The sequence below is a fragment of the Yoonia sp. genome (assembly GCF_017854565.1).
Classification (GTDB): domain Bacteria; phylum Pseudomonadota; class Alphaproteobacteria; order Rhodobacterales; family Rhodobacteraceae; genus Yoonia.
Map to the genome: position 1 here is coordinate 20,526 of NZ_JAFMHJ010000005.1, position 21,261 is coordinate 41,786.

29 protein-coding genes are annotated in these 21,261 nt (G+C 58.3%); 4 read left to right on the plus strand and 25 right to left on the minus strand.

The window, feature by feature from the left end:
* Positions 1–5 precede the first annotated feature (5 nt).
* From QZ196_RS03860 to fabD, 21 genes are all read right to left on the minus strand, one after another.
* Positions 6–437, minus strand: a complete 432-nt coding sequence (locus QZ196_RS03860; protein WP_296424095.1) for an NlpC/P60 family protein — start codon at positions 435–437, stop codon at positions 6–8.
* Complete coding sequence (locus QZ196_RS03865; protein ID WP_296424097.1) at positions 434–1,318, minus strand: DUF2163 domain-containing protein; 885 nt, start codon at positions 1,316–1,318, stop codon at positions 434–436. The genes QZ196_RS03860 and QZ196_RS03865 overlap by 4 nt, the downstream gene beginning before the upstream one ends.
* Positions 1,315–1,947, minus strand: coding sequence for a DUF2460 domain-containing protein (locus QZ196_RS03870; protein ID WP_296424101.1), 633 nt, complete (start codon positions 1,945–1,947; stop codon positions 1,315–1,317). Before QZ196_RS03870 ends, QZ196_RS03865 begins: the two co-directional genes overlap by 4 nt.
* Positions 1,948–1,958: 11 nt before the next feature.
* A complete protein-coding gene (locus tag QZ196_RS03875; RefSeq protein WP_296424103.1) occupies positions 1,959–2,618 on the minus strand; it encodes a phage tail tape measure protein in 660 nt (219 codons plus the stop codon).
* On the minus strand, positions 2,618–2,815 hold the full coding sequence (locus tag QZ196_RS03880; RefSeq protein ID WP_296424105.1) for a rcc01693 family protein: 198 nt from the start codon (positions 2,813–2,815) through the stop codon (positions 2,618–2,620). Before QZ196_RS03880 ends, QZ196_RS03875 begins: the two co-directional genes overlap by 1 nt.
* Positions 2,812–3,126, minus strand: a complete 315-nt coding sequence (locus tag QZ196_RS03885; protein WP_296424107.1) for a gene transfer agent family protein — start codon at positions 3,124–3,126, stop codon at positions 2,812–2,814. The genes QZ196_RS03880 and QZ196_RS03885 overlap by 4 nt, the downstream gene beginning before the upstream one ends.
* The gene (locus QZ196_RS03890) at positions 3,126–3,542 is read right to left on the minus strand and encodes a phage major tail protein, TP901-1 family (protein WP_296424109.1); all 417 of its coding nucleotides are present in this window, start codon (positions 3,540–3,542) and stop codon (positions 3,126–3,128) included. The genes QZ196_RS03885 and QZ196_RS03890 overlap by 1 nt, the downstream gene beginning before the upstream one ends.
* Positions 3,543–3,569: 27 nt before the next feature.
* Positions 3,570–3,983: a DUF3168 domain-containing protein gene (locus QZ196_RS03895; RefSeq protein ID WP_296424111.1), complete on the minus strand. Its 414-nt coding sequence runs from the start codon at positions 3,981–3,983 to the stop codon at positions 3,570–3,572.
* On the minus strand, positions 3,980–4,318 hold the full coding sequence (locus QZ196_RS03900) for a head-tail adaptor protein (RefSeq protein WP_296424113.1): 339 nt from the start codon (positions 4,316–4,318) through the stop codon (positions 3,980–3,982). The genes QZ196_RS03895 and QZ196_RS03900 overlap by 4 nt, the downstream gene beginning before the upstream one ends.
* Positions 4,315–4,914 carry a hypothetical protein gene (locus QZ196_RS03905; RefSeq protein WP_296424115.1) on the minus strand — a complete coding sequence of 200 codons (600 nt, stop codon included), beginning with the start codon at positions 4,912–4,914 and terminating at the stop codon, positions 4,315–4,317. Before QZ196_RS03905 ends, QZ196_RS03900 begins: the two co-directional genes overlap by 4 nt.
* A 172-nt stretch (positions 4,915–5,086) precedes the next feature.
* Positions 5,087–6,268 carry a phage major capsid protein gene (locus QZ196_RS03910; protein ID WP_296424117.1) on the minus strand — a complete coding sequence of 394 codons (1,182 nt, stop codon included), beginning with the start codon at positions 6,266–6,268 and terminating at the stop codon, positions 5,087–5,089.
* Positions 6,269–6,301: 33 nt separating this feature from the next.
* Positions 6,302–6,832 (minus strand): HK97 family phage prohead protease, encoded by a 531-nt coding sequence (locus tag QZ196_RS03915; RefSeq protein ID WP_296424119.1) that lies wholly within the window; start codon positions 6,830–6,832, stop codon positions 6,302–6,304.
* Positions 6,829–7,041 (minus strand): hypothetical protein, encoded by a 213-nt coding sequence (locus QZ196_RS03920; protein WP_296424121.1) that lies wholly within the window; start codon positions 7,039–7,041, stop codon positions 6,829–6,831. Before QZ196_RS03920 ends, QZ196_RS03915 begins: the two co-directional genes overlap by 4 nt.
* Positions 7,031–8,212, minus strand: a complete 1,182-nt coding sequence (locus QZ196_RS03925) for a phage portal protein (protein WP_296424123.1) — start codon at positions 8,210–8,212, stop codon at positions 7,031–7,033. The genes QZ196_RS03920 and QZ196_RS03925 overlap by 11 nt, the downstream gene beginning before the upstream one ends.
* Positions 8,213–8,312: 100 nt before the next feature.
* The gene (locus QZ196_RS03930; protein ID WP_366510945.1) at positions 8,313–9,539 is read right to left on the minus strand and encodes a terminase family protein; all 1,227 of its coding nucleotides are present in this window, start codon (positions 9,537–9,539) and stop codon (positions 8,313–8,315) included.
* Positions 9,540–9,549: 10 nt separating this feature from the next.
* Positions 9,550–9,930 carry a hypothetical protein gene (locus QZ196_RS03935; RefSeq protein ID WP_296424128.1) on the minus strand — a complete coding sequence of 127 codons (381 nt, stop codon included), beginning with the start codon at positions 9,928–9,930 and terminating at the stop codon, positions 9,550–9,552.
* 167 nt (positions 9,931–10,097) lie between these two features.
* Entirely contained in the window at positions 10,098–11,258 is a 1,161-nt protein-coding gene (gene mltG / locus QZ196_RS03940) for an endolytic transglycosylase MltG (RefSeq protein ID WP_296424129.1), read from the minus strand.
* On the minus strand, positions 11,258–12,517 hold the full coding sequence (gene fabF / locus QZ196_RS03945) for a beta-ketoacyl-ACP synthase II (RefSeq protein WP_296424131.1): 1,260 nt from the start codon (positions 12,515–12,517) through the stop codon (positions 11,258–11,260). Before fabF ends, mltG begins: the two co-directional genes overlap by 1 nt.
* Positions 12,518–12,800: 283 nt before the next feature.
* Positions 12,801–13,034, minus strand: coding sequence for an acyl carrier protein (locus QZ196_RS03950; RefSeq protein WP_045996352.1), 234 nt, complete (start codon positions 13,032–13,034; stop codon positions 12,801–12,803).
* A gap of 171 nt (positions 13,035–13,205) precedes the next feature.
* Entirely contained in the window at positions 13,206–13,943 is a 738-nt protein-coding gene (gene fabG / locus QZ196_RS03955; RefSeq protein ID WP_296424136.1) for a 3-oxoacyl-[acyl-carrier-protein] reductase, read from the minus strand.
* A gap of 21 nt (positions 13,944–13,964) precedes the next feature.
* Positions 13,965–14,903 carry an ACP S-malonyltransferase gene (gene fabD / locus QZ196_RS03960; RefSeq protein ID WP_296424138.1) on the minus strand — a complete coding sequence of 313 codons (939 nt, stop codon included), beginning with the start codon at positions 14,901–14,903 and terminating at the stop codon, positions 13,965–13,967.
* 176 nt (positions 14,904–15,079) lie between these two features.
* On the opposite strand from fabD, the gene QZ196_RS03965 reads away from it, so the two are divergent.
* Entirely contained in the window at positions 15,080–16,276 is a 1,197-nt protein-coding gene (locus QZ196_RS03965; RefSeq protein ID WP_296424140.1) for a cytochrome b/b6 domain-containing protein, read from the plus strand.
* Between the two features lie 60 nt (positions 16,277–16,336).
* Here QZ196_RS03965 and QZ196_RS03970 read toward each other — a convergent pair whose 3' ends face one another.
* Together QZ196_RS03970 and QZ196_RS03975 are read right to left on the minus strand one after the other, a co-directional pair.
* Positions 16,337–16,912, minus strand: coding sequence for a YceI family protein (locus QZ196_RS03970; RefSeq protein WP_296424142.1), 576 nt, complete (start codon positions 16,910–16,912; stop codon positions 16,337–16,339).
* Positions 16,913–17,051: 139 nt separating this feature from the next.
* On the minus strand, positions 17,052–17,642 hold the full coding sequence (locus QZ196_RS03975; protein WP_296424144.1) for a hypothetical protein: 591 nt from the start codon (positions 17,640–17,642) through the stop codon (positions 17,052–17,054).
* A 266-nt stretch (positions 17,643–17,908) separates the two neighbouring features.
* On the opposite strand from QZ196_RS03975, the gene rpsF reads away from it, so the two are divergent.
* From rpsF to rplI, 3 genes are read left to right on the plus strand one after another with little or no spacing between them, the layout of a single operon-like run.
* Complete coding sequence (gene rpsF / locus QZ196_RS03980) at positions 17,909–18,298, plus strand: 30S ribosomal protein S6 (protein WP_296424146.1); 390 nt, start codon at positions 17,909–17,911, stop codon at positions 18,296–18,298.
* 26 nt (positions 18,299–18,324) lie between these two features.
* Positions 18,325–18,552 carry a 30S ribosomal protein S18 gene (rpsR, locus tag QZ196_RS03985; protein ID WP_008235217.1) on the plus strand — a complete coding sequence of 76 codons (228 nt, stop codon included), beginning with the start codon at positions 18,325–18,327 and terminating at the stop codon, positions 18,550–18,552.
* Between the two features lie 12 nt (positions 18,553–18,564).
* Positions 18,565–19,173, plus strand: coding sequence for a 50S ribosomal protein L9 (rplI, locus tag QZ196_RS03990; RefSeq protein ID WP_296424152.1), 609 nt, complete (start codon positions 18,565–18,567; stop codon positions 19,171–19,173).
* 100 nt (positions 19,174–19,273) lie between these two features.
* On the opposite strand, the gene QZ196_RS03995 is transcribed toward rplI, so the two are convergent.
* Together QZ196_RS03995 and tig are read right to left on the minus strand one after the other, a co-directional pair.
* On the minus strand, positions 19,274–19,750 hold the full coding sequence (locus QZ196_RS03995) for a hypothetical protein (protein ID WP_296424154.1): 477 nt from the start codon (positions 19,748–19,750) through the stop codon (positions 19,274–19,276).
* Between the two features lie 162 nt (positions 19,751–19,912).
* Entirely contained in the window at positions 19,913–21,244 is a 1,332-nt protein-coding gene (gene tig, locus QZ196_RS04000; RefSeq protein WP_296424157.1) for a trigger factor, read from the minus strand.
* Positions 21,245–21,261 lie beyond the last annotated feature (17 nt).

Here is a 21,261-nt window from a genome sequence, read left to right on the forward strand (position 1 = left end):
GTGATTTATCCTTGTGAAAACGAAAAACGGGCAGCGACACGCCTGCGCCACGGGTCAGACAGCGGGCTTTCAACCACACCATGCCCTGCGTATGCGTGGATGAAATGTGGCGACGGCACGCCGCGCGAAACGACGCCCAGATGTTTGGCAATGGCCCCATCGCGCATCCGAAACAATAATATCTGTCCGGGCAAAATCGTTTTGCAGGTGACGCGCTGCATATGTCGCGCGGCAGCGGCAAACAGCACTTCCTCGCCCTGTGGCTCGGCCCAATCGGGGGTATATCGCGGGACGGTTTCAGGCTCAGCCCCAAAAACCTCACGCCAGACACCGCGTACCAGTCCAAGGCAGTCACACCCAACCCCCTTGACCGAGGCTTGATGCAAATACGGCGTCCCGATCCATTGCCGCGCGGCCTGCACTAAAACCGTGCTCATCGGCTACGGCTCGATCCGGTGTTGCCACCATCAGCGCGTGGAATACTGACCAGCCAATCTTCACCCGGAATATCCGGAAATCCCTGAAAGTTGATCAGGTTCGCGAATTTTTCCCGGCATGTTTCGGCCCGTTTGTCACACCCTGCCACCAGCCGCAGCATGTCACCAACGACAATCGACGCCCGGATCGGTTGCCAAAGCGTTATGGTGCGCGCATCACCCGCGACACGATCAAGCTTGATGACACCGCGCAGCCCCTGCGCCGCCCCCGACAGCACCTCAAGAACTCCGCTTTGAAACCAATGGTCATTGTAGCCCCCGACACTTCCCAGCAGAAAAACCTGCGCTTTGGACACGTCCTTAATCGCGGTCTCAACTGAAAATGCGGGACTGCTGGTATCGAACCCACACCGCGTGTCCCCCAGAACTGCGCTGCAAGTGGTCAGGTACGACCGCCCCTGGACTTGGTTCAACGTATCCGTCAGCCCGCGCAGATCTGCCTGAAAACCACCCGAAGCACGCGTGATCTCGCCAATCGTGCCGACAAACCGCACCGTCCGTGCTTCGGGGTTGTCCCACTGCACCAACCACGTCGTCACCTGCGCGCCATCATAGCGGCCGGCCTCGATATCCGCCTCGCTAATCGCGTCCGCCGCCAGAACTCCAATCGCTTCCGTGTTGTTCACCGACAGGCCCGTCGTGCTTGCCAGCGCCCGCGCGGTCAGCCCGCTTTCCGGCATAAAGGCAATGCCATCGAAACTGATCGCGCGATCATGATCCGTGAACCCCAGCGTGAAACCATCCCGGCGGACCACAGACCAACACGTGCACACATGCGTCGCGCCGCTTGCAAGATGCGCGTCAAGCGCGGCGGCATTCATACCCTGATCTCCACAATCGGAACATTAGGGGCCTCACCCGCATGAAAGTTAGAGATCGACGTCATGATTGCATCGGTGTCGAACCGCACTGGCACGTCAAATTCGAAACCTGCACGCACCTCGGCATCCAAATCCGGCGGATGGGTGAACGTGACCGCGCCCGTTTCATGATCGACTTCAAAATCGACACCCTCTTGCAAGGGATCACCACCCAGGGCCACACGTACCGAACCAGAAACCGGTTTTGTAATAGGTCGGGCATAGGTCGTGACACCAGATCTGTAAGCCTTGGTTAGCTGCACAACGTCTGTCACCTCGTCGCCCACGGCTATCAGTTGATCAATCGGCGATATTTCCCGCGAAGGCGAACATGATTTGAAATCGCCCCAATCTTTCCAGCGAAATCCAATCAGCTGGCCCTGTCTGGCCTCAAAAAACGCGATCAGCGTCTCAACATCATCCAGCGACCGTAGCCCAAACCCCGCGTCGTAGCGGCGGCGTGCATGCGCCCAGGGCGTATTGCGCTCTTCAAACCCGTTGGCCAGTGTCACGATATCCGTGCGCCGTTCGGGTCCGCCAACCGACCCAAAGCTCAGCGAAGCGGGAAATCTAACCTCATGAAATGCCATTGCCTGCTCCTCTACCGATTACGCTGACTGCGGCCCAAGGCCCGCGCCATCTGTGTTGCGATCTGCCCCTGACTGCGCTGAAAACCCTGCACATCCGGCGTCCTGATATTCATATTGACGGTCACTGCGCCGCCACCCTGCGTGCGCACACCCAGTCGGCCATCGGCACCGCGCGCAAGCGGCATGATCGCCTCAGGCCCAGCCTCGCCCATCAAACCGGTGCCACCGCGCATTGGAAACGTCATCGGGCCACCGACGACACCACCCTTGGCGAACGGCATGACCCGCCCCTGTGAAAATGACGCACCGTCGGCATAGGGCATCAAGCTGGACACAGCGGCGTTCAAACCACTTGCCAGAACGCCACCCAAGTGATCGGTCACGGGCCGGATCGCTGCGGAATAGGCAGTATCAATCATGGATTGCGCCAACCCACTCAATGCATCCGACAGCTTCATCCCATCCAGAAGCAACCCGTCAAACGCGCGCCGCAACCCACCGGAAAAACCGCGCTCTAGGTTGCCCAAATCGCGTGTCGTTTCCGTCAGTGACCCCTGTACACCGCGCAGCTGCTCGTCAAATGCCGCAGCCATTGCCGCTGTATCGCCCAGCGTCCGCTCAAGCGCGCTGACATCGCTGTCCAGCGTGTCCAGCTTGTCCAAATCATCCATCACTCATTGTCCTTTGGTTTGTCGGGAAACGACCTCTGCAACTCGTCCAGACGGTCACGCCCCATGGGTGCGTTCGCCTTCGTCAACCCCAGCATCACTTGCAGCTCCGCCGGGGTCAGTGCCCAGAATTCACGCGGGGTCAGGCGCAAACCATGCAACCCCGCGCGCATCAATCCCGGCCAGTCGAGCCCAATCATGGTGGCGCTGCAAAGGCGCGCGCCAAAAGCGTCGCCGCGACCTTTGCAGCCCCCACCGGGCCACCCTCAATCTCGGCTGCGATCAGATCGGCGGACTTACCCGTCCACCCACCGCCACGCAGCCCTGCGACAATAACCGCCATCACGTCCCGACCAGAAAAGACACCACCCTCAAACCGGCGGATCAGATCAACCAACGATCCCGCCCCCAATGCGCCCTCAAGCTCTGCCAAAGCACCCAACGTCAGCTTGCAGTCATGGCTTTGCCCATCAATCAGCACCGCCACCTCGCCCGTCCAAGGGTTCGCCATCAGATTGATGCCGTGAACGTCAGCGCACCGGCAGAAGCAAGCGACAGCTCATACGTCGCCTCGCCATTGTGCGATCCCGCATACTCCACAGACGTAATCTGAAACGGCCCTTCGACGGTCCCAAAGTCCGGAATGATCACCTGAAAATCGGGCGTCTCGCCGTCAAAGAATATTTGCCGCGCCCGCTCATCTGTCGCCTCGTCCTTGAACACGCCAGATCCGGAAATGGACGCAGTCTTGACCCCGGCCCCCGACAAAAGTTCGCGCCACCCACCCGAACTTTCCAAACTGGTCACATCAACGCTCTCAGCATTGAAACTGATCCGCGTCGCACGCAAACCTGCCGCAGTTTCAAACAGTCCGTCACCTGTCATGTCGATCTTGACCAAAAGGTCCTTGCCGTTCTGGGCTACCATTGCCATCACTCCTTCAAATGTTTGGGATTACGTGTCATCGGCCACGCGGGCACGAAAGATCAGATTGATCTGGCGAACATCGCCCGTACCGACGCGGGCCGCCTTCGCCTTGTAGAAACGCAGCGATACCAGCGCGCCGCGGACCAGCGTCAAAGCCGCATCAACCAGCGCATCCGATACCGCCGCCGCAGCCACCTTGGCCGATGCAAAACCGGCGCTCTCGGTAATAACTGTCACCGTGAATTCGTGCAGCGCCCCGCCACCGGTCTTGTCTGACGCATCGCGCACATCCTCCGCACCCAGCACCACGTAAAGCGGTGGCAACGTGCCAGATGGCACAGCATCAAAAATCGACGCACCGACCAAAGCGGTCAGGCCCGGATCATTGACCAATTGCTGATAAACGGCGGCCTGAAGTGCTGAAGAAACACCATAACTCATGACGCTGTCTCCTCTTCTGCGTGGCACATAAGGTACTGCGCATGCGCATCCTGCTCCGCCACGGCATTGATATTGAAAATCCGCGCACCCGCGCGAAACCGCTGACCGGCAACCGGACGTGATGCAGCGCCGAAAGGGGCCGCGCGCACCGTGATCCGGTAGGGCACGCGCGACACCGTGGTCGCAGAACTTGCCGTCTCACGGCCAGATCCGGCCTTCACTTCGGCCCAAAGAACACCCATCGACTGCCAGTCGTGGACATAACCACCCGCGCCATCGCCAACCCGCAAAGGCGCTTCCAGAACCAGTGACCGATTAAGATACGGCAGCCTCATACCCGGCCCCCCATGAACAGCCGCACGGTGCGGTGACGCTCAATCAGCGCCGCAACACCAAATGGCATTGCCGGTGTGCTGCGGCTGATATCATGCCGATACTCGTAAAAATGGGCACCCAGCATCATCACGGCTTGCGCCAGATCGGCGGGAATATCGCCCCACTCCGGACCAAAGCCCGCCAGCATTCCGATCCTGAGCTGCCCGTGCGACGGCACCAGCGGCAAACATGCACCCACCGCATTCAAACTCGGGCGCTGGCTGTCAGGTTCAAGATACCATGCGGCACCACTGGCAAGCGTCTCATTGCCGCTGACATCTATCATCATCACTCCCGTGATCGCATTGACCGGCGCCACAGGAAGCGGCTGCCGCCGCCCGTCCCGCCACGCCGTCAGGGTCCAGCTGAACTCGCGTTCAATCAGGATCTTTCCCGTGCGGGCCTCGATCGCGGCCAATGCGGCACGCAGATAGCTTTCCAATACCGGATCTTGCACTCCATCATCGGCGAAACCCGAACCAAGGCGCATATGGTCTTTGAATTGTGCGACCGGAAGCGCCGATTGCGGCACGGTGGTCTCTTCGACTAACATCATGGAATTACTCCAAAAATCACTGATCGTCCCGGCCATGTGGCCCCTAGGGCCCGGACGCACACCCCCCGCATTGCTCGGACGGAAGGGAGCAGCTAGACAATGCGGGATTGCCCAGGTTGCGTCCGGGGATAGGTGCCGCCTTAGTCAGGCAGCACCCCTTCACGCCAACGGCTTAGCTGGTCGCGAACTTCAAAAGCTTGATCGCGCCAAAATCGCTGACCGCCCCGCCCACACGCTTGGTGGCATAGAACAGCACATGCGGCTTGGCCGAGAACGGATCGCGCAGCACCCGCAGATCAGGGCGTTCGGCCACGGTATAACCGGCGCCGAAATCACCGAATGCAATTGCCATCGCGTCAGGGGCGATATCGGGCATGTCTTCCGCAATCAGAACCGGATAGCCCATCAGCCGTGCAGGCTCACCCGCCGCCAGACCATCAGACCACAGGAAACGGCCATCATTGTCCTTGAGCTTGCGGATCGTGCCCGCCGTTTTCGAGTTCAGCAAAAACGTACCATTCGCGCGGTACTCAGCCCCCAGTGCATAGACAAGATCAACAACCGCGTCGCCGCCATCAATGCCACCAGCCGTGCCCGTAGGCACATAGCCAATATTGCCCCAGGCCCAGACATCGTTATCGACCGTTGGATAGGTCAGCACACCCTTGGGCTTGTCAACGCCATCACCATTGATGAACGCCCCGGCCTCAGAGCGGGCGAACTTGTCGGCAATACGGCCCGCCAGCCAGCCTTCAATGTCAAACGCACTGTCGTCCAACAGCCGCTGCGATGCTTTCGGCAGCGCGGAAAGCTCGTGCAGTGGGATGGTAATCCGGTCGATCTGCGGCGTATCAGTCTCGGACACACCACCGCTTTCGGTTGCCCAACCTGCGCCCATTTCCGTGTGATCAACCAGCACGTCATACGATGTAGCATCCACATTCACGACATTGGCCACGGCACGGATTGACGCTGTCGCACTCAGTGTACCCTTGATGGTATCGGCGGTCTGCGGGTCCACGAGATACCCACCGTCTGCCGCAATCGACGTCCCCATCGCCTTGCCATCCAGCTCAAGGCCACGCAGTGCATCGTCATCACCCGACCGCAGATAGGCCGCAAAGGCCTTCTGATGCGGTGCCTCGTGGGTGGCAGCCATTGCCAGCACAGGGCGTGCATTCATCATTGTCTTTCGATCCAGCTTATTCATCCGGTCATCCTGTTTTTGAAGTTTGGCATTCAAGCCGTGGGAAAAGTCTTTGAAATCGTTCATGAACCCGGCAATTGCCGTCTTCAGTTCCTGGCCCAGAGACACATCTTCCCCGACCCGAGAATCGCTCTCAGTGTTGTTCATCAATCGTTCCTTTAGATCGTGGTGTGGCGCCGGTTAGGTCCGTGCCATCGTGCGGCGCGCATCCTGGAATGCAGCGGCCAAGTCGCGCATCATGGTAGCCGCAGGGTCATCCCCTTTGGCCGCCACACGCGCATCAGGAAGCATGGGGAACGTGACCAAAGACACCTCCCACAGCTCCAGCTCTGACAAAAGGCGTCCGCCCTTGTCGTCCTTGCGGGCCTTGACGGTGCGATAGCCAATGGACAGGCCATCAATCGCGCCAGCCTCGATCAATGCGGCGGCCTCTCGGCCCTTGGCCACATCCGTCAACAAACGGCCTTTGACCCAAAGCCCCTTGGCATCCTCGCGGACCTCATCCCAAACACCGATCGGCTGGGCCGGATCGTGCTGCCACAGCATCTTGATGGATCGGCCCTTGGCCAGCGACGCCTTATAGGCACCCATCTCGACAGTATCGCCACCCTGATCAGACCTGCCAAACAGCGATGCGTAGCCCGAAATGATCGCCCCATCGGTCACGGTCACCACCGCGCCCAACTGGCAGAATTTATGTTCCAAAGTCATAGCGTTCTCCCGCTTAGCGCTTTCACAATTTCGAAAATCAGCAGGCCTGCACAGCCACAGACAATCATCCATATCTGCCACTCCAAACGTGACACCATGAATTCAATCCGCCCCAGACGCACATCCACTTGGGCAAACCAAAAGTCCGACACGGGCGGCTGTGTATCAACACGCACCTTGCCATTCATCTCGACAACTTTATTGACCATCTCCCACCTCCAGGGCAGGCAAACCCAGCAGCGACCGCTTTTCCGCATCGGTCAGAAACGCCGCTTCACTCACCCGCCGCCACTGCGCGTCGCGCTCCGTCGACAGCGCCGAAATCTGATCCAAATCGGGCCGCAACTCGATCCGCTCACCCGAAAAATCCGATAGCCAATCCGCAATCGCACTCGTCACCCGCGTCGCCAGCGGCAATACGGTCAGGCGATAAAACGCCCGGTTAGCCTCTTGATAATTCGCATAAGTCGCATCGCCAGGTATCCCCAGCAGCATCGGCGGCACGCCAAAGGCAATCGCGATCTCGCGCGCGGCCGCCTCCTTCGTCTTCTGAAACTCCATGTCCGAGGGCGAAAACCCCATCGGCTTCCAATCAAGCCCGCCTTCCAGCAACATAGGTCGCCCCGCATTGCGGGCACCTTGATGCTGGGTTTCCATCTCATTCAATAGCCGATCATACTGATCCGCGCTTAACGTCGCTTGCCCATCTGCACCGCGATACACAATCGCACCCGACGGACGCGCCGCATTATCAAGCAGCGCTTTTGACCAGCGCGACGCCGAATTATGCACATCAATCGCACTCGCCGCCGCCTGCAACGGCGAAAATCCGTAATGATCATCTTGCGGGTGGAAACTCTTGATATGGCAAATCGGGCTGCACGCCTCTGTCACCGCAAACCGATGTTTGCGCCCGCTGACGTTATACTCATACGCCACAGGCCAGCCGTCCGGTCCCGGCACAATTGACATACGATCCGACCGCAGGACGTGCATCTCCAGCGGCAACGCGTCGTCGGCAACCGCCTCCAGATATCCGTTGCCAGTCAGCAGAACCTGCCCGAACAATGCCTCCAGCAGCTCTGCCCGGCCCTGCCCGCCATTGGGCCGCGCCATCAGTGCCTGCACCGGATGGGTATCATACCGCCGCTCGGCATCCTGCACGACCAATGGCAATGCCGCTGCAGCTTCGGCGATCATCTTGACCACGCGAAACCCAATCGGATTACCGGTAAAGCCTGTGCGTGTCAGTGACACAACATCACGCGGGCTCCATGCCACACGCCCCGCACCTTGCATCGCCATGACACGCCCCGTAGCCGAGGCTTTCACCTCGACCTCAGCGGTCACTGGCTTCGCACGGTTCAAAAATTCAAACATCCAAAACTCCTTGATGACCGTCTGCGATCCATGAAAACAATTTGCGCCTAATTCATGAGGAAGGTGACAAGGCTGCGTACGTTGCCGCACGCAACACCCGTCAAAGCCCGCGAATCTGCGGGTTTAGCCACTTTGCAGCCGGTTCAATCATCAAATCATGCAAGGCCCAGACCAACGCATCAACACGGTCCGGCGACCCTTTGCCCGCAAAACCCTGCGTGGTCATCTGGCACATCTGATCCTCAAGAACGCCCAAGCCGCGCACATGCAGCACCCGCCCTTGTTCGTACAACGCCGCAATCGGCTCTGCGCGCGCCGTCTTGCCTTTCGACGCATGAACCGACCGATACGACACAAGCGGATCTATCTGCCGCACAACAGCCTCGACCATATCACCACCTTGATTTACCTCAGCCACCAGCCGGTCCGCACCATGCCGCTGCATCGCCGCAATCGCGGCCTTCGCCCAATCCGTGGGCCGGGCCGCACTCACCGTGGCATCCTCCAGCACATACGCCCGCCAATCCTGAATTGGTCCGTCCATGACAACGCCCGCCACAACGATCCCGCACGCGTCTGACCCGGCATGCGACGTCCCCGGCGGGTCGATCGCCACAACGACACGCGTCAACGCCGGCACATCGGCAATCTGACAGTCCGCCAACTGCGCCAACCCCCAAAGCGCGCCTTCAAAGTCCGTCAACATGGTCCCTTCAATCTCTTGACGACCCAGTGACGTCCCACCATAGCGTGCCTCGATTTCAGCCAAAAAGCTTGCGGCCAGGTTCGCCCGGTTCGCGTGTGTCGGCGCATGCGTGACCACCGTGGTGTCCATTGCCAACAAGTCACGCAGCACGGCCGCACGCCGTGGCGTCGTCGTCACGCAGGCGCGCGGATGCTCCCCCAGGCGCAAGCCAAACTGCAACATATCCCACGCGTCACCACCACGGCGCCATTTTGCCAACTCATCTGCCCAAACCGCATCGAACTGCGGCCCGCGCAGGCTTTCTGGATCGTGGGCCGAAAACAACTGTGCGGTGGCACCATTGGGCCAAACCAACAACCGTCGCCCCGAAACCCATGCTGGACGGCGGTCCGGTGGGGAAACCGCCAATATCCCGCTCTCCCCAAACACCATCACCTCGCGCGCCTGCTCGATCGTCTCGGCGATGATGGCAACGCGACGCGCCTTGCCTGATGATTGCGGCAGCGCACCTTCGACGATCGACCGCACCCACTCTGCACCGGCGCGGGTTTTTCCCGCGCCACGTCCACCCAGAATGACCCAGGTCCGCCAATCGCCCGCTGGCGGCACCTGATGCGGCATCGCCCAGAAATCAAACAGAAAGGGCAGCGCGGCAAGCTGCGCACAGCTCAGGCGCGACAGAAAGTCCCTCTGCTGTGATCGCGGCCCGGAGGCGATCAAGCTGGCCCCCGATGTCAGCACGAATTGCATCGACGTCAATGTCTTCGCTGCTCGCCGATTGCCCGTGTTGCGCATGGAATACCTCCTCTGCCGCCAGCACCTTCAGGTGGGCAGACTGCAATTCATTCAACTTCGTAATAATGGCTTTCGGGGTCCGCCCGTCCGGGGTGCCAATCACGCGGATCATCTGATCCAGGACCTGACGGATACTCTCAAATAATCTGGAAATTTCCGCGACACGTGCCGTCGCGTTTTGCAGGCCCTCAGGGCCCGGATCGTTCAATTCATTCATGGCAATGTGGCCTGTAAGGGTGCTTCCGTTACAGTCGAGAGGCGGTCATGCTGCGCAAACCTGCCTTCTAGCTAAATCACACTACGCCGATGTGACCCCAAAAGTCAATCAGTCACAGGTTGCGATGCGCGCACATCATTAACGATCTATTGATGATTTACAGACGGTTACCCGTCATTCTTTGCCCGTTCTGCTTCGATTTCGCGCCAGCGGGCCACATTGCGGTTATGGTCATCCAAGTTGGTCGCAAACGCATGCCCACCCGTGCCATCAGCGACGAAAAAGATATACGCTGTGCTGTCAGGATTCAGCGCCGCCTCGATACTGGCCCGCCCCGGGTTCGCAATCGGCGTCGGCGGCAGCGCGTCAATGACATAGGTGTTCCACGGCGTCTCGGCGCGCAATTCGCTCTGCCGCAAACCACGGCCCAAAATACCCTCGCCCCGCGTGATCCCGTAAATGACCGCCGGGTCCGTCTGCAGCCTCATCCCCTGATTCAACCGGTTCACGAAGACGCTCGCAACCTGACGCCGTTCCTCGGGCACGCCCGTTTCTTTCTCGACCAGACTCGCCAGAATCAATGCCTCTTCCGGCGAAGCAATCGGCAGCCCGTCGGCTCTCGCGGCCCAAGCCTGCGCCAAAATATCTGCCTGTGCCGCCTGCATCCGCGCCAGAACGTCCGACACAAGCTCGCCCGGACGCACATCATAGCTTTTCGGCGCCAGACTGCCTTCGCTCGGCGTCTCGGCCACATTCGCCTCCAGCACGTCAAAAGCTCCCAACGCGGTGGCAACCTGCCAGCTGGTCACACCCTCTGCCACGGTGACACGAAACGTGGTATCGGACGCGTCACGCACAACCTGATAATTTTGCGGTACATCGCCGTCGACGGGATCGAAACGCGCAATTTCTTCATAACCATTCGACACCGGATCAAGTTCACGCACCTGAATGTCAGCCGCGTTTATACCGATGCGATAGATCACTTCGGTGCCGCAGCTATTGCGACCACTTTGAGTCACGATATCGACAATTGCTTCCATCGAGGATTGCTCTGGAATGCGGTAACTGCCGAACTTCAAAGCGTCCGATTTACCCGAATAATCAGATCCTATCTCAAAGATGAACTCAGAGGAGATCGCGCCTTTCTCGGCAAGATCAGCGGCCAATTTGTCCATGTTTCCACCACGTGGAACCTTCAGGCAAATTGCCTGCTCCAGAGGGCCCGCAACACGATATTGCTTCGCCCCCCAGCTGACCGCGCCCACCATCAAGAACAGGGCAACAATCAGAAATGTCAGCGCATTGGAGGCAGTGTGTCGCCACATCAGCGTAGTTTCCCGAAGACGACGCTCGCATTTGTGCCGCCAAAGCCAAACGAATTCGACAACGCGATATCAATCTTGCGTTCGCGTTTACTGTTCGCGCACAGGTCAACAACGGTTTCCACGGCGGGATTGTCCAAATTAATCGTCGGCGGTGCCACTTGATCGCGAATCGCAAGGATGGTGAAAATCGCCTCAATCGCGCCAGCCGCGCCCAGCAAATGCCCGGTCGCCGATTTGGTCGACGACATCGTCAGCTTCGATGCCGCATCCCCAACAAGCCGCTCAACCGCCATCAGCTCGATCGTGTCTGCCATGGTGGATGTGCCGTGCGCATTGACATAATCAATCTCGCTTGGTGCGATCCCTGCATTCTTGCATGCAGCCCGCATCGCCCGTTCCGCACCCTCATGATCCGGCGGTGGGGCTGTGATGTGATAGGCGTCGCCGCTCAACCCATAACCCAGCACCTCTGCGTAAATCCTGGCACCACGGGCCTTGGCATGCTCGTACTCTTCCAGCACGACCATCCCCGCCCCCTCGCCCATGACAAAGCCATCACGGTCCTTATCCCACGGCCGGCTGGCCTTTTGCGGGTTATCATTATGCTGCGTGCTCAGGGCCTTGCAGGCATTAAAACCGGCAATCCCAATTTCGCAAATCGCCGCTTCGGCGCCGCCGGCGACCATGACGTCTGCATCGCCATGCTGGATAAGACGGGACGCATCACCGATGGCATGCGCGCCCGTCGAACAAGCCGTCACAACCGCATGGTTCGGGCCACGGAAACCATACCGGATCGACACCTGCCCGGAAATCAGATTGATCAACGCACCGGGCACAAAGAACGGCGACACACGGCGCGGGCCTTTTTCCTTCATCATGATCGCGGTGTTGGCGATCGAATTCAGGCCGCCAATCCCGGACCCCATCAAAACACCCGTGCGTTCCTGATCTGCACGTTCTGTCGGCATCCATCCGGAATCTTCGATCGCTTGCTGTGCCGCAGCCATCCCGAACAGAATGAAAGTGTCGACCTTCCGCTGCTCTTTTGGCTCCATGTATTTGTTGGCGTTGAACGTCCCGTCAGACCCGTCACCCAAAGGCACTTCGCAGGCATAGGTGGTGGCCAACCCACTGGCATCAAAGCCCTTAATGGTGCCAGCGCCCGACTGACAGTCCAAAAGCCGTTCCCATGTGTTTTCCACACCATCCGCAAGAGGTGTGACCAACCCCAAGCCCGTTACAACAACACGACGCATATCCTGCCCTCACCTTTGGGGTAATTTGCGACACTGATACCCCACCCTGCTACAAAGGGGCAAGAGCAGCACAGCATCTCGGGCCAGAGAATAGCATTCAGTTCACACCCGATTAACGCATCACGGATAGGGCGCAGCGCCAGCATAGCGATGCGATGGGCTGCATATGCCATTGCCGCGCGGCCGCTGCCAATGGCCTCCGGTCCCCATGCGTCGCCGAAAACAGCCACATAAAAAAAACGGCGCCCCAAGGGACGCCGTTTTCAAACAAAATCAGTATGGCTTACTGGGCGCCGTTAATAAACTTCACAGCATCACCGAAAGTCTGAATTGTTTCAGCAGCATCATCAGGAATTTCGATACCGAACTCTTCTTCAAAAGCCATAACCAATTCGACTGTATCCAGACTGTCAGCGCCCAGGTCATCAATGAAGGACGCCGTTTCCGTCACTTTGTCTTCTTCAACACCAAGATGCTCTACAACGATCTTGCGTACGCGGTCAGCAACGTCGCTCATGTCAATTCCTCATGTCTTTCTGGGCAAGTGCCCTGTTTTCCTTTGGGCCTGAGCCCATATTGATCCCACCCTAATACGGGCAGCTCCTCCGCCTGACGGCAAATCTGCGTGGCCTATAACAGACAAATCCACTTAGGCAAACGGTTTTGGGCAACACAATGCCGCCCGTTGTCAAAGCATGGCCATCCCGCCGTTCACATGCAAGGTCGTACCGGTGACATAACCGGCCTCCGGACTTGCAAGATACAGCACCGCAGCCGCAATCTCTTCGGGGTCGCCCATGCGCCCGGCCGGCACCTGCGCCAAAATCCCCGACTTTTGATCATCGGTCAGTTTTTCGGTCATCGCCGTGGTGATAAACCCCGGTGCCACACAGTTGACCGTGATGCCACGGCTGGCCACCTCATAGGCAATCGACTTTGACATACCGACCATGCCGGCCTTTGACGCGGCATAATTCGCCTGCCCCGGATTGCCCGTCGCCCCAACGATGGAAGAGATATTCACGATGCGCCCCCAGCGGGCCTTCATCATGCCCCGGATGACACCTTTGCACAGCCGCATCGTGGATGTCAGATTGACCTCCAGAACCGATGACCACTCATCGTCCGACATCCGCATGAACAGGTTGTCGCGGGTGATGCCGGCGTTGTTCACCAATATGTCCACCGACCCCATCGCCTCGGCTGCCTGTTTGGGCAGGGCATTTACGGCGTCGGCGTCGCTCAGGTTGCAGGGCAGCACATGCGCCCGGTCGCCCAGCGCGGCCGCCAATGCCTCCAACGGCTCAAGCCGCGTCCCCGACAAGCCGACCGTCGCACCCGCGCCATGCAGCGTTTTTGCAATCGCACCGCCGATCCCGCCGGACGCACCCGTTATAAGAACATTTTTCCCATTCAAATCAAACATTTGTCAGCCTTCTTTCATCTATCATGCATTAATTGCAGCGGCGGCGGCAGCAACATCATCGGGTGTGCCAACCGCATGGCTGATCATCGCCCGGTCAATCCGCTTGACCATCCCGGACAGGGCTTTTCCGGCCCCGATCTCGAACACCTCGGTCACGCCTTGGGCGGCCATATACAGGACACTCTCGCGCCACCGCACCGACCCCGTCACTTGGTCCACCAACAGCGATCTGATCTCGGCGGGGTCCATGACCTCGCGTGCGACGACATTCGCGATCAGCGGCACCGCAGGCGCCGCAATATCCACATCATTCAACGCATCGGCCATTACCTGTGCGGCAGGGGCCATCAGGCTGCAATGAAACGGTGCGCTGACAGGCAGCAAAAGCGCGCGCTTTGCGCCCTTGGATTTCGCAATCACCACAGCCCGCTCCACTGCGGCCTTGTGTCCCGACACGACCACCTGTCCGGGATCGTTGTCATTGGCGGCCTCGCACACTTCGCCTTGCGCAGCCTCCTCCGCAATCGCACGCACCGCCGCAAAGTCCAGACCAAGCAGCGCCGCCATCGCGCCGACACCCACAGGCACCGCCTCTTGCATCGCTGTGCCCCGAATGCGTAGCAAACGTGCCGTATCGGCAATCGTCAAAGCCCCCGATGCCGCCAGCGCGGAATATTCGCCCAATGAATGCCCCGCCACAAAGGACGCCGCCGTGATTGTTACGCCCTCCACCTCCAGCGCACGCATCGCGGCCAGCGATGTGGCCATCAGGGCCGGTTGCGCGTTCCGGGTCAGGGTCAGATCTGCGATATCACCCTCCCAGATCAGTGCCGATAAATCCTCGCCAAGCGCCTCGTTCACTTCATCAAAAACGGCTCTGGCCGCTGGATATGCATCAGCCAATGCTCTGCCCATCCCGATAGTCTGTGCGCCTTGGCCCGGAAATATAAATGCCCGCATCGGCCCCTCCCTGTCGTTCATTGTGTTGATCAGACCTACTCCGCCCAATCCGCGCGCACAAGCAGCCTCGGACCTGAGCAGCGACGCACAGGCGTTACATGCCCTGCACACAGACGCCCCCCTAGGCCCGCCTGCACGGCAGTGCTAGCTTTGCACCGAACCAAACGGAGAACCCCATGCCCGCCTCAAACACCGCGACCCTTTACGGGACCGTGACCAAGACCTTCCACTGGCTGACCGCGCTGCTGATCATCACGATCATTCCGCTGGGCCTGATCGCCAACGACCTGCCTTATGAAACAAACGCACAACTGGCGTTTAAGGCACAGTTGTTTTCATTCCATAAAACGCTGGGTGTCATCATCTTTGCGGTCGCTCTCGCCCGTATCCTGTGGGCGCTGACGCAAACCAAGCCCGGCGCCCTGCACCCCGATCGCAAGGCTGAAACGATGCTGGCCGAAGTGGTCCACTGGCTACTCTACATCTCATTGGTCGCGGTGCCGCTGACCGGCTGGATTCATCATGCGGCAACCACCGGCTTTGCCCCGATCCTGCTGCCCATCGGGCAATCCCTGCCGCTGGTGCCCAAAAGCGAAGGCTTCGCCGACGTGTTTGCCACGCTGCATTGGATTTGGAGCAAGGTCATGGTCGCATCCATCCTGTTGCACATCGCCGGCGCACTCAAACACCAGTTCGTCGACAAAGATGCGACCCTGCGCCGGATGTGGTTCGGCCAAACTCAAGCACCGGCACTGCCCGCCCACCGCGGCAGCCTTGTTGCGCCAATCGCCGCCCTTGGCATTTTCGCTCTGGCGACCGCCGCCGCCGCCGCCGCTGGCTTCTTCTCTCATGAAACACGAACGGCTGGCCCCGCTTTGGCCGCCGTCTCCTCGGAATGGGCGGTCACTGACGGCGCGGTCGCCATCACGGTCACACAGTTCGGCAGCCCGGTAACCGGCACATTCGCGGACTGGACCTCTGCCATCAGCTTTGACCCGGATGCGACCGGCGTGATGGGCAATGTGACCACGACCATCGCCATTGGTTCACTGCAATTGGGGTCTGTGACCAGTCAGGCGATGGGGGCGGATTTCTTTGACGCCGAAACATTTCCCACGGCCACCTTCGCGGCAAATATCATCGCCGATGGGGACGGCTACGTCGCGGACGGCACCTTGTCGATCAAAGGAAATACCGTGCCCGTTACCCTGCCCTTTGCGCTGACCATCGTCGGCGACACGGCAGAAATGACAGGGACGCTGAACCTTGATCGCCGCACATTCGAAATCGGGCAAAGCATGAGTGACGAAACAAATCTGGCCTTTGGCGTCGGCGTCAACGTGACCCTCAGCGCCACACGCAGCGCACAATAACAAAAAAGGCCGCGCTTGGATCAAAGCGCGGCCTTCCAAGACGTCGATAACAGATGCGGCTTACTCGGCCTTCATCGCTTCGACCGAAATCATCACTTGCACTTCGTCGCTGATGAACGGAGCAAATGCACCCAGCTCAAAATCGGACCGGACCAGCGTCGTTGTCGCATCAAAGCCGGCCCATGGCTTTTCGGCCATTGGGTGGTTGCTGGCTTGGTTCAGCTTGGCGTCCAAAACGACAGCTTTCGTGATGCCGTTCAGGGTCAGGTCACCGGTAATCAACGCAGTGCCTTCGCCGGTCACTTCGATGCCTGTCGATGTAAAAGTAACCATCTCGTCTGCGTCGGCGCCAAAGAAATCACCGCTCATGAAATGCTCGAACCGGGCTTCCCAACCAGTCAACATCGTCCGGGCCGGGAACGATACGTTGACGGACGACGCCGCAGGGTCTGCCTGATTGAAATCAATTGTGCCCTCGAAACCCGAGAACATGCCATAGCTCGTAGAATAACCCAGGTGGTTATAATTGAATACGATCTGGCTGTGGCTTGGATCAAGGACGTAGCTTTCGGAAGACGCAAAGCTGGTCGTAGCAAGTGTGGCCATCAAAGCGGTAGCTGTCAGGATATTTCTCATTGGTAGCTCCAAAACTGAATGAATGTGTCGCCTTAAAATAGCGCTTACCCACTCAAAGCAATCCTGCAAAATCGAACAAAAGCTGTTCGATAACAAAGATACGGCGATTAACCGCCAACTGACATCGCCCTGTCCGGCATTAAGCCGCGCGCGAACGTGTCGTTTTTGCCTGCACCATCAGGTCCTGCCCCAAGCGGTCCCGCAATGGCATCAACTGCGCCTCGGTACCTTCCGCGACACAAACCGTCTGGGCAGTGTTGCGATACCGCAAAACCAGCGTCGCCCAGTTTTCATCTTCACGCTCATCAAGAAAGACGCCGCCAATCGTATCAAAACCATAGCAGCCTACCGTGGTTGGCCGCCCTGCACGGTTACAGATGACCTCGCGGATTTCGCCGACGCTGGTGTCAACGTGCAGCTCTGCCCGTGTCCCACGGCTGGCAAACCACAAAAGATATGCGGCCATCGCACCGAAAAGGGTCGCGGCACCCATGCGCATAACGCCGATGTCGCCGTCAAACATCAAGGTCGGCAAAACAAGAATGCCAATCGCCGCCGTCAACAAACACGCCCCCAAAAAGAACGAAGCCGCCTGCGCGATCACAACCCCGATAGATGGGCCAAGCCCGGACCGGACCATATACCCCCAATAGATATCTTCGACGGTAAAACTGGATGTTTTGGCAAAATGCATCTGTCCGTTGCCGCCGGAAGCATTAAAATCGCTCATCAGTGCCACTCCTTGCCCAAATCTTTGATTGTGCCTGCCATGTAATCGCGGCCATAAAACGGCAACGCCAAGGCAACCTTGCGCAAACGGCAATCTTGTCGCGCAACGGGGCCCACCGCCAAGCAAGGCTTGCATCAGCACCGATCAGCGTTATAAGGCCGCATCCTTCCGCGGTAATTTGAACTGCGCAGTCTCTCGTGGGTGGGGTGCGGAAGGAATAGTCGCCCCATGCTTTGAAATGCGCTGATATATGAACTGGAGTAAACATGCCGCTTTACGAGCATGTCATGATTGCGCGTCAGGATCTGTCCAACACGCAAGCTGAAGGCCTCATCGAACATTTCGGAACCGTCCTTGCTGACAACGAAGGCAAGCTGGTGGATCACGAATATTGGGGCGTCAAGACGATGGCCTACAAGATCAACAAGAACCGCAAGGGCCACTATGCCTACCTGCGCTCTGACGCACCTGCCGCCGCCGTGCAGGAAATGGAACGCCTGATGGGCTTGCATGAAGACGTGATGCGCGTGCTGACAATCAAGGTCGACGTCCACGAAGATGGCCCGTCCGTTCAGATGCAAAAGCGCGAAGAGCGCGGTGACCGTGGTGATCGCGGCGACCGCCCCGAACGCCCCGAACGCCGCGAACGTCGCTAAGTTAGATCAGGAAAGGACCATAAATCATGGCAACAAAACCATTTTTCCGCCGTCGGAAGTCTGATCCGTTTGAGGGCGATAACGCCCCCAAGATCGACTACAAAGACACCCGCCTCCTGCAGCGCTACATCTCTGAGCGCGGCAAGATCGTTCCCGCCCGTATCACCGCTGTCGGTGCAAAGAACCAGCGTGCGCTCGCTCGTGCGATCAAACGCGCCCGGTTCCTCGCCCTGCTGCCCTACGCTGTTAAGTAAGGAACCAGTCACATGGATATCATTCTACTTGAGCGCGTAGCCAAGCTTGGTCAGATGGGTGAAGTCGTTTCCGTCAAGGACGGTTATGCACGCAACTATCTGCTGCCACAGCGCAAGGCACTGCGCGTCAATGCCGCCAACCTCGCACGCTTCGAGGCTGAAAAGGCCCAGATGGAAGCACGGAACCTTGAAACGAAGAAAGAAGCAGACGCACTGGCGGTTACGCTGGACGGCCAGACTTTCGTAGTGATTCGCTCCGCCTCTGATGCGGGTTCGCTTTACGGCTCCGTCACCACACGTGACGCCGCCGATGCAGCAACCGTTGCAGGTTTCACCGTTGACAAGCGTCAGCTCGTTCTGACCGGCGCTATCAAAGAGCTGGGCCTGCACGACGTGATCGTGAACCTGCATCCCGAAGTGACCGCGACAATCACGCTGAACGTCGCGCGCTCCGCAGAAGAAGCACAGCTTCAGGCCGCAGGCAAATCCATCGCCGAACTGGCCGCAGAAGAAGAAGCCGCTGCTGAATTCGAAATTCAGGAGCTCTTCGACGATATCGGCGGCGCTGCATCTGACGATTTCGGCGATGACGCCGGATCGAAAGCTTCTAACGAAGAATAAGCATCGCACATTGCGAAAAGATCAGGCCGCTCCTTCTGGGGCGGCCTTTTTTCTGTGCAACGCGATCAACGGCTGACGATGCAAAGTTGATGCACAGCGCCTAGCGGTCAAATGTTTCCATCGTCAGTTGCGCGTCACAATATTCGCCATCATAGGTGCCGACCCAGATGTCGATACGTCCATCCAGCGGTCGGGTCAGCACGATCCGCGGGTCAAGGTTTCCGTTGTCATCATCATCGTAAAACCAGTTGGTCGATGCCGTGTTGATCAGCAAAGCCGCATCACACTCGCTCTCCAGACTGACGACCAGCTGATATCGGGACATCTTGGACAGTTCGAACGAAAAATCCGGTGCCGATGGGAAATACCCCGCGCCAGTGTCCGTTCCCGGTCGGATATGCCTGCAATTCCAGACATAGTTGTCGCCACCTGCAACAACATTGAACGTCCGCGGCTCGTACAGTTCCGGCCCTGATGTGCGATAGGATTCGCTGGGCGTGATGCTGTAATCAGGGCAGGCCATCGCAGCTGTCGCAGGTCCAAAAGCAACCAAAGCTGCAAGCATGATCGTCTTCATAATTATCTCCAAAATCAAACTCTCGTGATCTAAACTTAAACCCAAAGATATGAATGGAGAACGTATTTTTGCCCGATGCCGTGTGAACCACAGAAAAAATCCGCATTTTAGACAAAAAAAGGCGCCTGAAAGGCGCCTTTTCCTATTCATATCCGTTAGAATTTACTCTTCTTCAAGCTTCTCAACGGCTTTCTGCAAATCGTCTTTGCTGACTTCCTTGTCAGTCATGACAGCCTTTTCAAAGATGAGGTCAACGACCTTGTCTTCGAACATCGGTGCCTGCATTTGCTGCCGATATTGCGCATTCTTCTGCACAAATTCAAAGAACTCGCGTTCCTGACCCGGGTACTGACGTGCCTGGTTCATCATCGCCTGGGTCATTTCCTGATCGGTCACTTTGATCTCGGCCTTCTGACCGATATCCGCCAAAAGCAGGCCCAGCTTCACGCGACGCTCTGCCAGTTTGACATGCTCATCCGTCGGGGTCACCTCGGGGTGGTCATGGCCTTGTACGTCAGGATTTTCTTCATGCCACAGCTGATGGGCAATCTGCCCTGTTTCAGCTTCGACCAGACTTTGCGGCAAATCAAACGACACTGCGACGTCAAGCGCATCCAGCAGGGCGCGCTTGGCAATCGCACGTGACGCGCCGGTGTATTCTGCTTCCAGACGCTCGGCGATCTGACCCTTCAGCGCAGCCAGATCATCGGCCCCGAACTTTTTGGCCAGCTCATCATCCATCTCGGGCTTTTTGGGCGCGCGCACTTCTTTGACGGTGCAGGAAAAAACTGCAACCTTACCGGCCAAATTCGCAGCCTGATAGTCCTCGGGGAAAGTGACTTCGACGTCTTTTTCGTCGCCAGCCTTGACCTTCAGCAAACCATCTTCAAAACCGGGGATGAATGAGTTGGAACCAAGCACAAGCGGATAATCCTGAGCCGTACCACCTTCGAACGCTTCGCCATCGACCTTGCCGACAAAGTCGATCACAACTTGATCGTCTTTCTTCGCTTGGGTCTTTTTCGCCTCATAGGTCACGGCCTGTGGCGAAGACGCGAGGTTATCCAGCGCCTCTTGCACTGATTCGTCGTCGGCTTTGACAACCATGCGCTCCAGCTTAATCGCGCTGAAATCAGTTTCAGGAATATCGGGCAATTTTTCATAGGACACGTCGACGGCAACATCGTCGCCCTCTTTCCAGTCCGGGTTGGTCATCTTCATCTCTGGCTGTGCGGCAGGCCGGTCACCAGTTGTGTCCAGATGTGATGTCAGTGCGCCGTCGATGGCTTCCTGCATCGCTTCGCCCATCAGGCGCTGACCGAACTGCTTGCGCAGCAAAGCCATCGGGACTTTGCCCTTGCGAAAGCCCTTCATTTCAACGGTTGGCTGCGCTTCTTTCAGCTTTTCAACCACTTTCGCGTCAAGTTCAGCCGCAGTGACTGTAATCGCATAACCGCGCTTGAGGCCTTCGTTCAGGGTCTCGGTGACCTGCATCTTATATCCTTCTTTCT

Excerpts from the sequence above, each read along its gene's own strand:
- QZ196_RS03860 (WP_296424095.1), bottom strand. The coding sequence starts at position 437 with ATGAGCACGGTTTTAGTGCAGGCCGCGCGGCAATGGATCGGGACGCCG.
- rplI (WP_296424152.1), top strand. The coding sequence starts at position 18,565 with ATGGATATCATTCTACTTGAGCGCGTAGCCAAGCTTGGTCAGATGGGT.
- QZ196_RS03995 (WP_296424154.1), bottom strand. The coding sequence starts at position 19,750 with ATGAAGACGATCATGCTTGCAGCTTTGGTTGCTTTTGGACCTGCGACA.
- QZ196_RS03870 (WP_296424101.1), bottom strand. The coding sequence starts at position 1,947 with ATGGCATTTCATGAGGTTAGATTTCCCGCTTCGCTGAGCTTTGGGTCG.
- fabG (WP_296424136.1), bottom strand. The coding sequence starts at position 13,943 with ATGTTTGATTTGAATGGGAAAAATGTTCTTATAACGGGTGCGTCCGGC.
- QZ196_RS03905 (WP_296424115.1), bottom strand. The coding sequence starts at position 4,914 with ATGATGTTAGTCGAAGAGACCACCGTGCCGCAATCGGCGCTTCCGGTC.
- tig (WP_296424157.1), bottom strand. The coding sequence starts at position 21,244 with ATGCAGGTCACCGAGACCCTGAACGAAGGCCTCAAGCGCGGTTATGCG.
- QZ196_RS03885 (WP_296424107.1), bottom strand. The coding sequence starts at position 3,126 with ATGGCGAACCCTTGGACGGGCGAGGTGGCGGTGCTGATTGATGGGCAA.
- fabF (WP_296424131.1), bottom strand. The coding sequence starts at position 12,517 with ATGCGTCGTGTTGTTGTAACGGGCTTGGGGTTGGTCACACCTCTTGCG.
- QZ196_RS03915 (WP_296424119.1), bottom strand. The coding sequence starts at position 6,832 with ATGACTTTGGAACATAAATTCTGCCAGTTGGGCGCGGTGGTGACCGTG.
- QZ196_RS03950 (WP_045996352.1), bottom strand. The coding sequence starts at position 13,034 with ATGAGCGACGTTGCTGACCGCGTACGCAAGATCGTTGTAGAGCATCTT.
- QZ196_RS03910 (WP_296424117.1), bottom strand. The coding sequence starts at position 6,268 with ATGAACAACACTGAGAGCGATTCTCGGGTCGGGGAAGATGTGTCTCTG.
- rpsR (WP_008235217.1), top strand. The coding sequence starts at position 18,325 with ATGGCAACAAAACCATTTTTCCGCCGTCGGAAGTCTGATCCGTTTGAG.
- QZ196_RS03925 (WP_296424123.1), bottom strand. The coding sequence starts at position 8,212 with ATGTTTGAATTTTTGAACCGTGCGAAGCCAGTGACCGCTGAGGTCGAG.
- mltG (WP_296424129.1), bottom strand. The coding sequence starts at position 11,258 with ATGTGGCGACACACTGCCTCCAATGCGCTGACATTTCTGATTGTTGCC.
- fabD (WP_296424138.1), bottom strand. The coding sequence starts at position 14,903 with ATGCGGGCATTTATATTTCCGGGCCAAGGCGCACAGACTATCGGGATG.
- QZ196_RS03970 (WP_296424142.1), bottom strand. The coding sequence starts at position 16,912 with ATGAGAAATATCCTGACAGCTACCGCTTTGATGGCCACACTTGCTACG.
- QZ196_RS03920 (WP_296424121.1), bottom strand. The coding sequence starts at position 7,041 with ATGGTCAATAAAGTTGTCGAGATGAATGGCAAGGTGCGTGTTGATACA.
- QZ196_RS03930 (WP_366510945.1), bottom strand. The coding sequence starts at position 9,539 with ATGCCGCATCAGGTGCCGCCAGCGGGCGATTGGCGGACCTGGGTCATT.
- QZ196_RS03880 (WP_296424105.1), bottom strand. The coding sequence starts at position 2,815 with ATGATTGGGCTCGACTGGCCGGGATTGATGCGCGCGGGGTTGCATGGT.
- QZ196_RS03935 (WP_296424128.1), bottom strand. The coding sequence starts at position 9,930 with ATGAATGAATTGAACGATCCGGGCCCTGAGGGCCTGCAAAACGCGACG.
- QZ196_RS03895 (WP_296424111.1), bottom strand. The coding sequence starts at position 3,983 with ATGAGTTATGGTGTTTCTTCAGCACTTCAGGCCGCCGTTTATCAGCAA.
- QZ196_RS03900 (WP_296424113.1), bottom strand. The coding sequence starts at position 4,318 with ATGAGGCTGCCGTATCTTAATCGGTCACTGGTTCTGGAAGCGCCTTTG.
- QZ196_RS03975 (WP_296424144.1), bottom strand. The coding sequence starts at position 17,642 with ATGAGCGATTTTAATGCTTCCGGCGGCAACGGACAGATGCATTTTGCC.
- QZ196_RS03890 (WP_296424109.1), bottom strand. The coding sequence starts at position 3,542 with ATGGTAGCCCAGAACGGCAAGGACCTTTTGGTCAAGATCGACATGACA.
- QZ196_RS03965 (WP_296424140.1), top strand. The coding sequence starts at position 15,080 with ATGCCCGCCTCAAACACCGCGACCCTTTACGGGACCGTGACCAAGACC.
- QZ196_RS03875 (WP_296424103.1), bottom strand. The coding sequence starts at position 2,618 with ATGGATGATTTGGACAAGCTGGACACGCTGGACAGCGATGTCAGCGCG.
- QZ196_RS03865 (WP_296424097.1), bottom strand. The coding sequence starts at position 1,318 with ATGAATGCCGCCGCGCTTGACGCGCATCTTGCAAGCGGCGCGACGCAT.
- rpsF (WP_296424146.1), top strand. The coding sequence starts at position 17,909 with ATGCCGCTTTACGAGCATGTCATGATTGCGCGTCAGGATCTGTCCAAC.